Raw genomic sequence first — 14,402 nt, 5'->3', positions numbered from 1 at the left:
AAGGCGCGTACCGTTCCGGGACGCGCTTTTTTTGTTATTTTTGAAGGACACGCATGGACGCCAGCGTTTTCCGCTTCGTGGCCGAGGAACTGGCCGCGCGCATCCGGGGCCTGCGCATCGAGAAGGTCTTCGCGCCCCTGCCCGACACCTGGACCTTCAGCATGGGCCGGGCGGGGCATCTCGTTCTGTGCACCGGCAAGCCCACCCCCTTTCTCTTCCTTTCCCCGCACAAACCGGAAAATCCCCCGACCCCTTCGGGCCGGGCCATGTGGCTGCGCAAGCGCCTGCGGGACCGGCGCGTGCACGGAATCGTCTCGGACTGGTCCCGGCGGCGTCTGGCCCTGGAGCTTTCCTCCGGCGAAGGGCGCTGGCTCATCCTCGACCTCGCGGCGGCGCCCACCCTGGTCGACTCCCTGCCGCCGGAATTCGGCGCCGCGCCCGTCTGGCCGGAGCTTGAGCGGATCATCGGCGAGGACGGCCTGTGGCGCGAGTTGCCGCATCTCACGCCGCCCCTGCGCAACCGGCTGCGTTCCCTCCCCGAGGACCAGGCGCGGAGCCTGCTGCGGGACATCGAGAGCGGCGCCGTCAGGACGTTTTATTTCGGGCTGGACCACCGCGGCCGCAGCCAGGTTGGCCTCTGGCCCCTCGAAGGCGGCGGCGCCTGCGTGAGCGTCCTGGAGGCCGCGCAGCAGGCCCACGGCCGGACCCTGGCCGACATGGCCAGGGCGCACGGCGGGGAGGACGACGCCAGGTCCCGCAACATCCGGCGCATCGAGCGCGCCCTGGCGCGGGTGGAGGCGGACCGGTCCCGCCTCGGGGAGATGGTCGCCATGCGTGAAAAGGGGCTCGCGCTGCAGGCCCATCTGCACGGCCTGGACAAGGACGCCCGTCTGGCGGTGGTCCGGCTCTGCGACGGGGACGGCCGGGAGGTGGAGCTCCGGTTGGACCCCGGGGTGACCGTGCGTGAGAACATGACCAGATTTTTCGGCCGCGCGGCCAAGGGAGAGCGCGGCATGGGCATCGTCGCCGCCAGAATCCAGGCCCTGCGCCGGGAACTGGACGACGCGAGGGCCGGCCGCATCGGGCCGGCCGCGCCGCCCGATAAACAGTTGTCGCCGGTCGCGCCGAGCCCTTTGCCCGCCAAATACAGGGGCATAAAGGTCGGGACCTACCGCTCCTCCGACGGCTTCCTCATCCTGCGCGGCCGCAGCGCCCAGGCCAACCACCAGCTCCTGACCAAGGCGGCCAGCCCCTTCGACTACTGGCTGCACGCCCAGGACGGACCCGGAGCCCATGTCGTGGTCAGACGCGATTTTCCGGCCCAGGAGGTCCCCGAGCGGACCATCCAGGAGGCCGCCGCCCTGGCCGCCCTGGCCAGTCACCTGAAGATGGCCGACCGCGGCGACGTGCTGCTGTGCCTGGTCCGGGACGTGCGGACCATCAAGGGGGCGAACCTGGGCATGGTCGGCGTGGACAAGGTCCTGCGCACGATCCGGCCGGTCATCGACCCTGACCTCGAAGTGCGGCTGCGCCTCGATATGGGGAGCTGACTTTACATGAGCCGCGGGAAGACTTAGGTCTTGCGGCCACACTATCTTTGCGAGGTGTCCATGCTAATCGATTCCCACGGCCGCAAGGTGAGCTACCTGCGGCTGAGCATAACCGACCGCTGCAACCTGAGCTGCCTGTACTGCAGGCCGCAGGACGAATGGGTGTTCCTGCCCCACGAACAGATCCTGACCTTCGAGGAGATGTTCGAGCTCGTGGACGTGGCAAAGATCGCCGGCGTCGAGAAGGTCCGGCTCACGGGAGGGGAGCCTTTCGCCCGCAAGGGCTTCATCCCCTTCCTGGCCCGCCTGCACGCCAAATACCCGTCCCTCGACCTGCGCATCACCACCAACGGCACCATGCTGTCAGGGCGCGTGCAGGAACTCCGCGAGGCCGGCGTGGCCTGCCTGAACATCTCCCTGGACACCCTGCAGCGCGCGAAGTTCGAGGAAATCACCGGCGTTGACGGGTACGGGTTGGTCAGAGCGGGCATCGACGCCTGTCTGGCTGCGGGGATGCGGGTCAAGATCAACGTCGTCGCCCTGAAGGGCATCAACGACGACGAGTTGCCGGAATTCGTGGATTTTGCGCGGGATCTCGGCGTGGACGTGCGCTTCATCGAGTTCATGCCCATCGGCTACCAGTCTCGCTGGAGCCGTGCGAACTACTGGCCGGCCAAGGACATCGTCGCGGCGGTAGAGGGCCTCGTGCCCCTGGACGAGGTGCGCGAGGCCTCCCGCAACAGCGGCCCGGCCAAGATGTACCGGATCGCCGGCGGGCCCGGGCGCATCGGCGTCATTTCGGCCGTCAGCAACCATTTCTGCGAGAGCTGCAACCGCTTCCGGGTCACCTCGGACGGCAAGCTGCGGACGTGCCTCTTTTCCGACAAGGAATACGACGTGCGCTCCATACTGCGCAACCCGCAGCACTCCACCCAGGAACTGCTCGACCTCTTCGCCAGGGCCAACCAGGAGAAGCCCCTGGGCTACCGGCTGCTGCAGGAGCGCCAGACCAACCAGGTCTGCGACCGGGCCATGACGGCCATCGGCGGCTAGGGCTTTTTCGGGTGGATCAGGTCGTCCACGGCTTCGGGCGTGGACGGGATGGCCAGGGTGGGGCGGCTGCCTTCCAGCACCTTGTCCAGGTCGAGGGTTTCGATGTGGATGTCCGAGCCGAAGGCGTCCTCCTGCAGGGCCAGGTACGCGGTCTTGGAGAAGGCGCGGGTCCTGGCCCACCACGAACTGCCCTTCTGTTCCCAGAAGCGCTGCCCCGAGCGGTAGGCGTAGAGGCCGGAGCAGGCAAGAAATGCGAGATTGGTCTTGATGGCCGTCACGAATGCTTTCCTCACCATGCCTCTTGCTTCCTGGAAAGCAAGCTGCGTTTCCGGCCTGACGGCCGGCAGGTTGCCAGTGGTTCGTTTGTCGTCTTTCATATGATATGTGGCCTCGCGGCCCTGTGATGCTTCACTTTTTGGTATCTAGGTGCGGACGCATTCCTCTACGGAACTCCGCATGGTTTTGCAAATGCGCAGCCGTCGCCCCGCCGGGGCGGCTTTGACGGCGCGCCACGAGGATGCATGGAGAGACAGGACATAACCTTCGAGAACCCGGACTTCGCCCGCGAGGTCTTCGGGCCCGGCAACGCCCATCTGGACACCGTGGCCGGGATCACGGGCGTGACCGTGGAGAGCCGCGGCAGCGAGCTTTTGGTTTCCGGCGACGACCATGACATGGTGCGGCTGGTCTGCCGCTACTTCGCCCAGATCTACGACCTGGTCCGTGGCGGGCACCAGCTCTTCGACCGCGACATCGAGCAGAGCCTGCGCATCATGCTTCGCGACCCGTCCACGCCGCTCAAGAAATACTACCAGGAGGCCCTGTTCACGGTCTCCCCGCGCAAGACCGTCTGCCCCAAGACCGTGACCCAGCGCGAGTACCTGCACGCCATGCGCGAACTGGACCTGACCCTGGGCATCGGCCCGGCCGGCACGGGCAAGACCTACCTGGCCGTGGCCGTGGGCGTGTCCCTCTTCCTGCAGAAGAAGGTCAAGCGCCTGGTCCTGACACGCCCGGCCGTGGAGGCCGGCGAGAAGCTCGGCTTCCTGCCCGGCGACCTGGTCGAGAAGGTCAACCCCTACCTGCGGCCCCTCTACGACGCCCTGCACGACATGCTGGACTACGCCCGGGTGCAGGAGATGATCGCGGCCGGGGCCATCGAGATCGCGCCCCTGGCCTTCATGCGCGGCCGGACCCTGAACAACGCCTTCGTCATCCTCGACGAGGCACAGAACACCTCCCCCGAACAGATGAAGATGTTCCTGACGCGGCTGGGTTACGGCTCGCGGGCCGTGGTCACGGGCGACGTCACCCAGATCGACCTACCCGCACACATGGGCTCGGGCCTGGTGCAGGCCGTGGAGGTCCTCGAAGGCGTGCAGGGCGTAGCCATGATCCATTTCACCGAGGACGACGTCATCCGCCATCCGTTGGTCGGGCGGATCGTGCGCGCCTACGACCGGCACCGGCAGGCCGCGCTGGCCCGGGAGGGCAAGGGCTGATGCTGCACCTGGAGCAATGCGTTCCCGCGGACCCGCGCTTTCCCCTCTCGGGGCCGGAGCTCATGGAGATTTTCGAGGGCCTGGCCGGGTGCTTCGGCCTGGAAGAGTGGGAGCTCTCGCTGCGCCTGGTGGATGACCGGGAGATGGCTGAAGTGAACGGTTCCTTCATGGGCTGCCTGGGGCCCACCAACATCCTGAGCTTCCCCGGCGGCGAGGGCGACTGGCTCGGGGACCTCGTCCTGTCCGTGGACACCCTGGCCCGCGAGACGCGCCTCTACAACCAGGACCCCCACGAATACACCGTGCGCCTGCTGGCCCACGGCCTGCTGCACCTCATGGGCCACGACCACGGCCCGGAGATGGACGATCTGACGGACCTGGCCGTGGCCGCGGTCCGGTCCGACCCTGAAGCGTCCATCACCCGCATCTTCCCCTCGATCTGAGCACATCCCGCCACAGGCGGGGACTGACGCGCGTGAACCGATCGAAGTCCGAGACGATCTCAAGCCCCGGCACGATGGCCCTGTACACGGGCAGCCGCAGTTCCCGTTTCGTCAGATTGATGTAGACGGGCTCATACCCCCGGTCTTCGAGGATGGCCTCGAGCAGGGCCAGATCGCCTGCGGCCGAGCCCGTCGAGTGGTCCGGCAGGTCTTCGAGCAGGCGCACCGGAAGATTGTGCGGGCCCTCGGCCGACGCCGGTCCGCCGGGAAAGGGGAAGGGCGTCTCGGTCAGGGCCGAGAGGGCGGCGCGGCGGCCCGAGAGGGACGCGCCCGTGGCCTTGACCAGCCCGCCTTCGGCCAGGTGCACGAAGCACTTGTAGCAGGGCACGCCCAGTTCCGTGGTCAGGTCCTGGAAGACGGGGTCGACGCCCTGCTGCTGGTACCGTTTCAGAAGCTCCCGCATTTCGTCGTCGCGGCTCTCCACGCGGAAACATCTCGCCGGATCGAAGACCCTGACGGCCTCGGCGTCGCGTTCGATGACTTCCAGCAGGCCGCTGACCTTGGCTTCCTCGGGCGTGTTGCCCGAGGCCAGACCCGTGGAGCCCAGGCCGCTGAAGAGGCGGACTTCGTCGAGGTTGGTGAAGAGGTACACGGCCTGCAGCGGGACGAGCCTGGTCTCGCCGCGGCGGCCCCGGCCCGCGATCCAGTGCAGGGGCTGGTCCGCGTACGGGACTTCCAGGCGCATGGCGTTCGGGTCCAGGGCCTCGCCGCCCAGGGCGCGGAAGGGTGCGACCTGGATTTCCCCGCCGTCCTGGCTGCCCGAGACGCGCATGTCGCGGATGTCGGCGAAGGAGCTGTAGCGCTCGACGATCTCCATGGCCAGGGAGACTCGGGCGTCGTCCATGGTCAGGCCGCGTCCGTAGCTGGTCATGAGGCCCTGCAGGCGGTGGTCGAAGGCGCCGCAGCGCGTGGCGCGGTCCAGCCGCCAGCGGCGCAGCAGCCCCCATGGGGCCAGGGAGGCGTGATGGCGCATCTCGGGTCCGTCCAGGACGCCCAGGCCGTAGAGCCGTTCCTCGGCCAGGGCGCGGGTGGCCTCGGCAGGCCGCCTGGGGCAGGGGGCGGGCAGTTCCAGGGTGGCCCGGATGCGGGCCGGGTCCGCCGCCGGGTTGTCGGGCGCCGCGACCAAGGCGTCGTCGGCCGGGTCGGCGGGCAGTGGGGCGTGTTCGAAGATGTTCGCGGCCAGGAGACGGCTTGCGCGCGCGTGCAGGTCGTGGTCGGGCAGGGCGGCGCTGGCCAGGAAGAGCTGGGGCGTGCGGTCCTTGAGCCCTTCCAGCGCGGGGAGCATCTCCGGCCACAGGTCCCGCAGGCCCGGGGTCAGGAGCACGGTTTCGAGGACCAGGGCGCGGACCGTCTCGTCGGCGGCGCCCTGGAGGGCGCGCAGTTCCGCCGGGGCCATGGCGGCCAGCAGCGGCCGGACGTGGGCGCGCATGAATTCGTCGCCGGGCAGCCTGCGGACGTGGTCCAGGCACTGCTCCAGGGTCAGGGGTTCGGCGGGTTCGGGGGTGAAGTAGGCCACCCCCAGGAGACTGTCCTGATGGGCGAGCCGGTAGCGCATGGTCGGGGTCACGTCGAAGCTCCTTGCGTGGTGTATCGGGCCATTGGTACCTATCTTGCTTGAAATCGCCTGCCAAGGAGATGCTGTCATGAAATATTTCATTCTCTGCGCCTGCGCCCTGCTCGTGGTGGGGTGCGCGTCCGCGGACCGCTACGATGTGAACCTTTACGGGATTGACTATCAGGACGACGCCGAGATCCTGATGGGCGAACTGGTCGAGGCGGTGACGCCCGCGTCCATGCCCGACACGGGCTACCGGGCGCTGATAGTGCCTTTCGCCCTGCGTCAGGACATCGCCGTTCGCAAGGACGTGGGCCGGGAGATGGCCGACGTCTTCAGGCGCGCGTGGCTTGAGCGCCGGGTCTTCGGGGCCATGGAGTACGACTCCTCCAAGCCCTGGACCGGGCTGGACGCGGCCATGTCCGCGGCCCGGGCCAAGGGCGCCAATATTCTGGTCACGGGCAACGTTTCGCAGTTCTACGAGGGAGGCGGCGCGGGCCGGACATCCATCGGCGTCACGGCCGAGGTGTACTGGGTGCCCGACGGGACCCTGATCTGGTCCGCGGCCCAGGCTGCGGCCATGGAGGCCGGGCCCGTCAAGGACTATGTCGTGGTCCGCAGCCAGGTGCGCCTGCCCGAGAACCCGACCTACGCCGTCATGCGCGCCCTGTCCCTGAGCATGGCCGACGGCTTCGCCCGCCACCTGCGCCCGTAACGCCGCCACAGCTTGTGACCACCTGCGAGCCGACGTGTATTCGTCGGCTTTTTCATTTTTATTTCGTGGTGTTGCAATTTCCTTTACAAACCATGAACAAGCTTTGTAGGAAAAAATTTTTTGCGTTTACGCACGCAACATTCAAACCGTATCTCCGGATGATCGGGTGACACCATGAAGCACTTTCTATCCATACTGGATCTCAAGGCCACCGAGGCCATGGACCTTGTCCGGCGGGCCAAGGAGATGAAGGACACGGACTACCGGTCCACGCTGCTGGCCGGCAAGACCCTGGCCATGATCTTCGAGAAGGCCTCCACGCGCACGCGCGTTTCCTTCGACGTAGGTATCCGTCACCTGGGCGGCAGCACCATCTTCATGACGCCGGCCGATTCCCAGCTGGGCCGCAGCGAGCCCCTGGCCGACACGGCCCGGGTCCTGTCCCGCTACGTGCAGGGCATGGTCGTGCGCACCTTCGCCCAGAAGAACGTCGAGGAACTGGCGCGCTGGGGCTCCATCCCGGTGGTCAACGCTTTGACGGACCTCTACCACCCCTGTCAGGTCATGAGCGACATGCTGACCATCTACGAGCGGACCACGAACCTCAAAGACTTGGTCGTGTCCTGGATCGGCGACGGCAACAATATGGCCCACTCCTGGATCAACGCCAGCATCTACTTCGGCTTCCAGCTGAACCTGGCCTGCCCCGAAGGCTACATGCCCAGGACCGAGATTCTGGAGCGGGCCCTCAAGATGGGCGCCAAGGTCTACATCACCGACGACCCCAAGGCTGCCATCGCCGGATCCCATTTCGTCAACACCGACGTGTGGGCTTCCATGGGCCAGGAAGCCGAGCAGAAGCGCCGCGAGAAGGCCTTCGCCGGATATCAGGTCAACGAGGAACTCCTGACCCTGGCCGACCCGTCGGCCAAGGTCCTGCACTGCCTGCCCGCCCACCGCGGCGAGGAGGTCAGCGAGGAGGTCTTCGAGGGGCCGAGGTCCATCGTTTTCGACCAGGCCGAGAACCGTCTGCACATGCAGAAGGCCATCCTGGAATGGATTTACAGCTGAGGCGGCCAGTCCGCTGCACATAAAGGAGAAGTTTTCATGCGCAAGATCGAAAAAGTCGTGCTGGCCTATTCCGGCGGTCTCGACACCTCCGCCATCCTCAAGTGGATCAAGAAGACCTACGAGTGCGAGGTCGTGACCATGACCGCCGACCTTGGCCAGGGCGAGGAACTCGACGGCCTGGAGGACAAGGCCCTCAATACCGGCGCCACCAAGGCCTATGTGGTGGACCTGCAGGAGGAGTTCGTCGCCGACTACGTCTTCCCCATGTTCCGGGCCAACGCCATGTACGAGGGCGGGTACCTGCTCGGCACGTCCATCGCCCGGCCCCTCATCGCCAAGAAGATGGTCGAGATCGCCCTGGCCGAAGGGGCCCAGGCCGTGGCCCACGGCGCCACGGGCAAGGGCAACGACCAGGTCCGCTTCGAACTGTCCACCCTGGCCCTGGCCCCGCACCTGAAGACCATCGCCCCCTGGCGCGAGTGGGATCTCAACTCCCGCACGCAGCTCCTGGAATTCTGCAAGGAAAACGGCATCCCCGTGCCCGTGACCAAGGAGAAGCCCTATTCCTGCGACCGCAACCTCCTGCACCTGAGCTTCGAGGGCGGCGAGTTGGAAGACCCGTGGTCCGAACCCGGCCCGGGCACCTACCAGATGAGCGTAGATCCCGAGCAGGCGCCCGACAAGGCCGAGGTCATCACCCTCGATTTCGAGAAGGGCAATCCTGTGGCCCTGAACGGCCAGACCCTGTCCCCGGCCAAGATGCTCGCCGCCCTGAACGAGCTGGGCGGCCGCCACGGCATCGGCCGCCTGGACATGGTCGAGAACCGCTTCGTGGGCATGAAGTCCCGCGGCGTGTACGAGACCCCTGGCGGGGCCATCCTGCAGCGCGCCCACCGCGACCTGGAGGGCGTGTGCATGGACCGCGAGCTGCTGCACCTGCGCGACACCCTCATCCCGCGCTACGCCGAGATGGTCTACAACGGCTACTGGTTCGCGCCCGAGCGCGAAGCCCTGCAGGCCTTCATGGACAAGGCCCAGGAGACGGTCACCGGCACCGTCCGCCTCAAGCTCTACAAGGGCGGCGTGTACCCTCTTGGTCGCAAGTCCCCGTATTCGCTCTATAACCCGGAGCTGGCCACCTTCGAAAAGGACGAGGTCTACAACCAGGCCGACGCGGCCGGCTTCATCAAGCTGCACGGTCTGCGCCTGCAGGCCCGCCAACCGTTCCTGAACAAGATCAAGGGCTAGGCCATGAGCGCGGCATCCAAGGAAAAGAAATTGTGGGGCGGCCGATTCACCGGGGACACCGCCCCCCTGGTCGAGCGCTACACGTGCTCCGTGGGCTTCGACTCGCGGCTGTGCGCCCAGGACATCGACGGCTCCAAGGCCCACGCCTCCATGCTGGCGAAGCAGGGCATCATCACCCCGGCCGACTGTGAGGCCATCCATCAGGGCCTGGAGCAGATCCGGGCCGAGATAAAGGCCGGGACCTTTGTCTGGCGCGAGGACCTCGAAGACGTGCACATGAACATCGAGCACCGCCTGACGGAGCTCGTCGGCACGCCGGGCCAGAAGCTGCACACCGGGCGTTCCCGCAACGACCAGGTGGCGCTGGATTTCCGGCTCTTCACGGCCGCCTGCCTGGAAGAATGGGGCGAGAACCTGAAAGGCCTGGTCGGCGTGCTCGTGCAGCGGGCCGAAGAAAACCAGGGCGTGCTGCTGCCCGGCTGCACCCATTTCCAGCCGGCCCAGCCTGTCAGCCTGGCTCAGCACCTGCTGGCCTACGCCCAGATGTTCCGCCGCGACCACGACCGCGTCCGCGACGCCCTGAAGCGTGTGCGCGTCTCGCCCCTGGGAGCGGCGGCCTTGGCCGGTACCACGCATCCCCTCGACCCCGCCCAGGTGGCCGGGACCCTGGGACTCGGGGGCACCTTCGCCAACAGCATGGACGCCGTCTCCGACCGCGATTTCGTCCTGGAGTCCGTGTTCTGCGGGAGCGTTGTCATGTTGCACCTCTCGCGGCTGTGCGAGGAGATCATCATCTGGGCCAACCCGCAGTTCGGCTTCGTGCGCCTGCCCGACGCCTACTCCACGGGCTCGTCCATCATGCCCCAGAAAAAGAACCCCGACGTGGCCGAGCTCATGCGCGGCAAGACGGGCCGCGTCTACGGCGACCTCATGGGCCTCTTGACCCTCATGAAGGGCCTGCCTCTGGCCTACAACCGCGACATGCAGGAGGACAAGGAGCCCTTCCTCGACACCCACGACACGGTGTCACCGTCCCTGGCCATCATGGCCGGCATGCTGTCGGAACTGGGCTTCAACGCCGAGCGCATGCGCCGGGCCCTTAAAGCCGGCTTCCTCAACGCCACGGAACTGGCCGACTACCTGGCGGCCAAGGGCGTGCCCTTCCGTCAGGCTCACCACATCACCGGAGCGGCCGTGGCCTTTGCCGAGGAACGCGGTGTCGGCATCGAGGATCTGAGCCTTGAGGAACTGCGTCGCTTCTCGGCCGACATCGGCGAGGACGTCTTTGCCGTTCTCGACTACGACAATGCCGTCGCCCGCCGGCACGTGCCCGGAGGCACTGGCCCCGATTCGGTCGGCGCGCAGATTTCCGAACTCTCGTCCTGGCTGTCGGAGAAAGCCTAGCTCCGCCGTTTCTTGACGCACAGCACACGAACGCGACGATTGCGTCGCGCGTCGTGACGGAAGCCCTCGCCGCACCATCGGCGGGGGCTTTTTCACGCCCGGGGTTAGGCCGCCAGCGTTGGCTGTATACGCATGTATAAGTATCTATGTACTCAAATTAGCCCGTAATACTTTAGTCGTTTTTATCAAAAAATACGTTTTGGTTCGAGTTTCATCCCCCTCCTCATTTCCAATAAACAAGAAGTCATCGGGCAGGAATCATAAGGGAGGGTCGTAACATGAAGATAAGCATTTCTTCTGGCTGCAGGTCCGGCAAGGCGGGACATGGGGTATGCGGGCGTGCCCCCGTATGCGAAGTCGGGATGGCGGGCATGTTGCGCCGCGATCACGCCGCGGGGGGCGCCGACTCGAAGTGTATGACGACAGTGGGTGGAACTGCATCGGGCACAATGTATTCTCATGTGTCCGGAGTCGGGGAACGCGGATATTTCTGTCGAGATCCCAGGATGTTATTGACGTCATACAGTAATGTATGTACACGCGTTAAAATTTATCGGCAACGGACTGACGGTGCCAGTTTGATGCAGGGAGGGGGGATGAAGGCTCAGATCGTTCGCAAGGTGCTCCATGCCGTCGTCTTGGCATGTCTGTTGTGCCCTATGTCAGCTTTGGCAGAGAATGCCTATGTAGGCACCGCAGCATGCAAGGATTGTCATGAAGAACAGTACGACAATTTCACGAAATACGCCAAAAAGGCCCATTCCGACAGGTCCATCAAGATCATGGCCTCGGATCTGACCGAGGCGGAGCTGGCCGAGTGTTACGGCTGCCACACTACCGGCTACGGCAAGCCCGGCGGTTTCGTCAGCTACGAGAAGACGCCGCATGTTGCGGACGCGGGGTGCGAAGTGTGTCACGGGCCCGGCCAGGAACATGTCGAGAACGGAGGGGACACGGAACTCATCAAGGGCAAGCTGAGCATGGAAGACTGCCAGGGCTGCCACAACGAGAGCCGCGTCAAGGCCTTCAACTTCAAGCCCCTGCTGTACGGCGGGGCCCACTAGGAGGCCGCCATGAACATATTCAGAAGATCCCTGGGCGCCAAGATCCTCGGCATCACCTTCGCGGTGCTCGTCCTGACTTTCGGTGCGCTGTTCACGGCGACCTTCCTCATGCAGCGGGCCCGCACGCTGCACGAGGTCGAGGTCAACGCCGAGCGCATCGCGGAGATGCTCTCCATGGCCATCCGCGAACCCATGGCCATCGGCGACAACGAGGGGACCACGGAAAAGTTCGTGGAAGTTGGCCGTCGCTACGATGATATCGACATCCATCTGACCAATTTCAAGGGCAACGTCACCTACTCCACGTCGGACCAGTTCCTGCGCAAGGAGATCACGGACGTCGTCAGGAGCGCGGAACTGGCAGCCTTGCTCGAGGATTGTCTGCGCAAGGACTGCATGAGCCAGTCCATCACCGAGATCGACGGCAAACCGGCCTACCTCGAAATCAAGTCCATTCCCAACGAAGAGTCCTGCCATCATTGTCACGGGTCGAATCAGCCGGTGCTCGGGGTCATGGTCATGACCCAGGACATTTCGCCCCAGATGAACGCGATGATGAGCAACCAGACTAAAGTCGGGGGCATCATGGCCGCGGGTCTGGCCGTGCTCCTCGGCGCCCTGTCCTTTTTCCTCCGGCGGGCCGTCCTCGTCCCCATCCATGACGTGGCCGAGGCCACGGAAAAGATCAGCAAGGGCGACCTGACCGTGCACGTGGAAACCAGAAGCCGGGATCAGATCGGGCAACTGGCCCAAAGCGTCAACTCCATGACGGACAACATGCGGTCCATGATGCAGGAGATCATCTCCGGCGTGGGCACCCTGGCCGTGGCCTCGGGCCAGCTCAAATCGGTTTCCGAGACGGTGGCCGACCTGGCCTCGGACAATCAGACCCGCTCCGACGCCGTGGCCGCCGCGTCCGAGGAGATGAGTACGAACATGCGCTCGGTGGCCGCGGCCACGGAGCAGGCGTCGGTCAACATCTCGACCGTGGCCGCCGCGTCCGAGGAGATGAGCGCGACCATCGACGAGATTTCGCGCAGCACCGCCAGGGCCAAGGAGATCACCGCGGTGGCCGTGAGCACGGCCGAAGCGACGTCGGCCGACGTGGACCACCTTGGCGCCATGGCCCGCGAGATCCATTCCGTGACCCAGACCATCACCGCCATCTCTTCCCAGACCAACCTCCTGGCCCTGAACGCGACCATCGAGGCCGCCCGGGCCGGTGAAGCCGGCCGGGGCTTCGCCGTCGTGGCCAACGAGATCAAGGAACTGGCCAACCAGACCGCCGCCGCCACCGACGAGATCCGGGGCAAGATCAGCGGCATTCAGGGCGCCACCGACCAGACCGTGGCGCGCATCAACGAGATAACCAAGGTCATCACCGACATAGACTCCATCGTCACCACCATCGCCGCGGCCGTGGAGGAGCAGTCCGTCACGACCCGAGACATCGCCCAGAACATCGGCCAGGCCTCCCAGGGGCTCGACGAGGTCAACCACAACGTGAGCCAGACGTCGGGCGTGGCCGGCGAAATAACCAGCCAGATCGCCGAGGTGAGTTCGTCCGCCACTGACATGACCCGCAACGGCGTCACTGTGCGGGAGCATGCCGAGGAGTTGCGCGCGCTTTCCGAACAGCTTAAAGGGCTCGTGGACATGTTCCGCATTCGGTAGTCCCCACGAACCCAAAAGAGGTAGCAACATGAAGAAAGCCATCATCACGGCCCTGTGCATCCTGGCCTTTGCCTGCCAGGGCTATGCAGCAAAGTACTCCATTTCAGTGAACCAGTTCGTCGAACACCCGTCCCTGGACGCCGTGCTCAAGGGCTTCAAGGACAGCCTGACGGCCCAGGGCGTGAACGCGACCTATTCGGTCCACAACGCCCAGGCCAACATGGCCACGGCCAACCAGATCGCCGCCCAGATCGCAGGGGAGAAGCCGGACCTGGTCCTGGCCATCGCCACCCCGTCGGCCCAGGCCTGCGCCGTGGCCACCAAGAAGTCGCCCGTCCTGTCAGCGGCACCGCTGCTCTTCACGGCCATCACCGACCCCGTCGGCGCAGGCCTTGTGGACGACCTGCAGAAGCCCGGCAAGAACATCACCGGCGTTTCCGACATGCTGCCCGTGGACAAGCACGTGGAGATGATCCGCAGGTTCTATCCGGGCCTCAAGAAGCTCGGCATGATCTACAACGCCGGCGAGGCCAATTCCAAGACCACCGTGTCCATGGTCCAGGCCGAAGGGGCCAAGGCAGGCTTCGAGGTCGTGGCCGCCACCGTGGCCAAGACCAGCGACGTCAACCAGGCCGCCAAGTCCCTGGTCGGCAAGGTCGACGCCATCTACCTGCCCACGGACAACACGGTCATCTCGGCCCTCGAGTCCGTCATCAAGGTCTGCGAGCAGGAGAAGATGCCCCTGTTCTCGGCCGACGTCGATTCCGTGAAGCGCGGGACCGTCGCGGCCCTGGCCTTCGACTACTACCAGCACGGGTACCAGACGGGCCTCATGGCCAAGCGCCTGCTGGTGGACAAGGCCGACCCCGGCACCACCTGCGTCGAGACCCAGCAGGAACTCGTCCTGCACCTCAACCTGAAGGCCGCGTCCAGGATGGGCGTGAAGGTACCCGAGGACGTGCAGAAGGATGCCGACAAGGTTTACAAATAACCGCGGAACAACGTGTTCTGAAAAGAGGCGGCCTGGCCGCCTCTTTTGTTATGGTTTTCCGTGCGGGAAGGT

At 65.5% G+C, this 14,402-nt stretch carries 13 protein-coding genes; 11 read left to right on the top strand and 2 right to left on the bottom strand.

The genetic code is table 11. The features are described 5' to 3' along the window. Nucleotides 1-53 precede the first annotated feature (53 nt). Together ACZ5AC_RS11925 and moaA are read left to right on the top strand one after the other, a co-directional pair. Complete coding sequence (locus tag ACZ5AC_RS11925) at nt 54-1,550, top strand: NFACT RNA binding domain-containing protein (protein ID WP_464247828.1); 1,497 nt, start codon at nt 54-56, stop codon at nt 1,548-1,550. A gap of 60 nt (nt 1,551-1,610) precedes the next feature. Then, nucleotides 1,611-2,603 carry a GTP 3',8-cyclase MoaA gene (gene moaA, locus ACZ5AC_RS11920; protein ID WP_464247827.1) on the top strand — a complete coding sequence of 331 codons (993 nt, stop codon included), beginning with the start codon at nt 1,611-1,613 and terminating at the stop codon, nt 2,601-2,603. Here moaA and ACZ5AC_RS11915 read toward each other — a convergent pair. After that, a complete protein-coding gene (locus ACZ5AC_RS11915; protein ID WP_464247826.1) occupies nt 2,600-2,899 on the bottom strand; it encodes a hypothetical protein in 300 nt (99 codons plus the stop codon). The two genes, moaA and ACZ5AC_RS11915, sit on opposite strands and share 4 nt — an antisense overlap. Nucleotides 2,900-3,124: 225 nt before the next feature. Between ACZ5AC_RS11915 and ACZ5AC_RS11910 the strand changes: the two genes are divergently transcribed. Both ACZ5AC_RS11910 and ybeY read left to right on the top strand, forming a co-directional pair. Further along, nucleotides 3,125-4,105 (top strand): PhoH family protein, encoded by a 981-nt coding sequence (locus ACZ5AC_RS11910; protein ID WP_464247825.1) that lies wholly within the window; start codon nt 3,125-3,127, stop codon nt 4,103-4,105. Next, nucleotides 4,105-4,548, top strand: a complete 444-nt coding sequence (ybeY, locus tag ACZ5AC_RS11905) for an rRNA maturation RNase YbeY (RefSeq protein ID WP_464247824.1) — start codon at nt 4,105-4,107, stop codon at nt 4,546-4,548. The genes ACZ5AC_RS11910 and ybeY overlap by 1 nt, the downstream gene beginning before the upstream one ends. On the opposite strand, the gene ACZ5AC_RS11900 is transcribed toward ybeY, so the two are convergent. Then, the gene (locus tag ACZ5AC_RS11900) at nt 4,523-6,175 is read right to left on the bottom strand and encodes a YcaO-like family protein (protein WP_464247823.1); all 1,653 of its coding nucleotides are present in this window, start codon (nt 6,173-6,175) and stop codon (nt 4,523-4,525) included. The two genes, ybeY and ACZ5AC_RS11900, sit on opposite strands and share 26 nt — an antisense overlap. Before the next feature lie 76 nt (nt 6,176-6,251). On the opposite strand from ACZ5AC_RS11900, the gene ACZ5AC_RS11895 reads away from it, so the two are divergent. The 7 genes from ACZ5AC_RS11895 to ACZ5AC_RS11865 all read left to right on the top strand — a co-directional run bounded on the left by ACZ5AC_RS11895 (nt 6,252) and on the right by ACZ5AC_RS11865 (nt 14,330). Further along, a complete protein-coding gene (locus tag ACZ5AC_RS11895; RefSeq protein WP_464247822.1) occupies nt 6,252-6,878 on the top strand; it encodes a hypothetical protein in 627 nt (208 codons plus the stop codon). Between the two features lie 174 nt (nt 6,879-7,052). Continuing rightward, nucleotides 7,053-7,949, top strand: coding sequence for an ornithine carbamoyltransferase (gene argF / locus ACZ5AC_RS11890; RefSeq protein ID WP_464247821.1), 897 nt, complete (start codon nt 7,053-7,055; stop codon nt 7,947-7,949). Nucleotides 7,950-7,985: 36 nt separating this feature from the next. Then, a complete protein-coding gene (locus tag ACZ5AC_RS11885; protein WP_464247820.1) occupies nt 7,986-9,197 on the top strand; it encodes an argininosuccinate synthase in 1,212 nt (403 codons plus the stop codon). Nucleotides 9,198-9,200: 3 nt separating this feature from the next. Continuing rightward, nucleotides 9,201-10,601 (top strand): argininosuccinate lyase, encoded by a 1,401-nt coding sequence (gene argH, locus ACZ5AC_RS11880; protein WP_464247819.1) that lies wholly within the window; start codon nt 9,201-9,203, stop codon nt 10,599-10,601. A 596-nt stretch (nt 10,602-11,197) separates the two neighbouring features. Then, the gene (locus ACZ5AC_RS11875; RefSeq protein WP_464247818.1) at nt 11,198-11,665 is read left to right on the top strand and encodes a cytochrome c family protein; all 468 of its coding nucleotides are present in this window, start codon (nt 11,198-11,200) and stop codon (nt 11,663-11,665) included. 9 nt (nt 11,666-11,674) lie between these two features. Further along, a complete protein-coding gene (locus tag ACZ5AC_RS11870; protein WP_464247817.1) occupies nt 11,675-13,339 on the top strand; it encodes a methyl-accepting chemotaxis protein in 1,665 nt (554 codons plus the stop codon). Between the two features lie 28 nt (nt 13,340-13,367). Beyond that, nucleotides 13,368-14,330, top strand: coding sequence for an ABC transporter substrate-binding protein (locus tag ACZ5AC_RS11865; protein WP_464247816.1), 963 nt, complete (start codon nt 13,368-13,370; stop codon nt 14,328-14,330). Nucleotides 14,331-14,402 lie beyond the last annotated feature (72 nt).

This window comes from Desulfomicrobium aestuarii (assembly GCF_055385525.1).
Note: the sequence above shows the minus strand (reverse complement) of the source record. Positions and strands in the feature narration are given on the sequence as shown.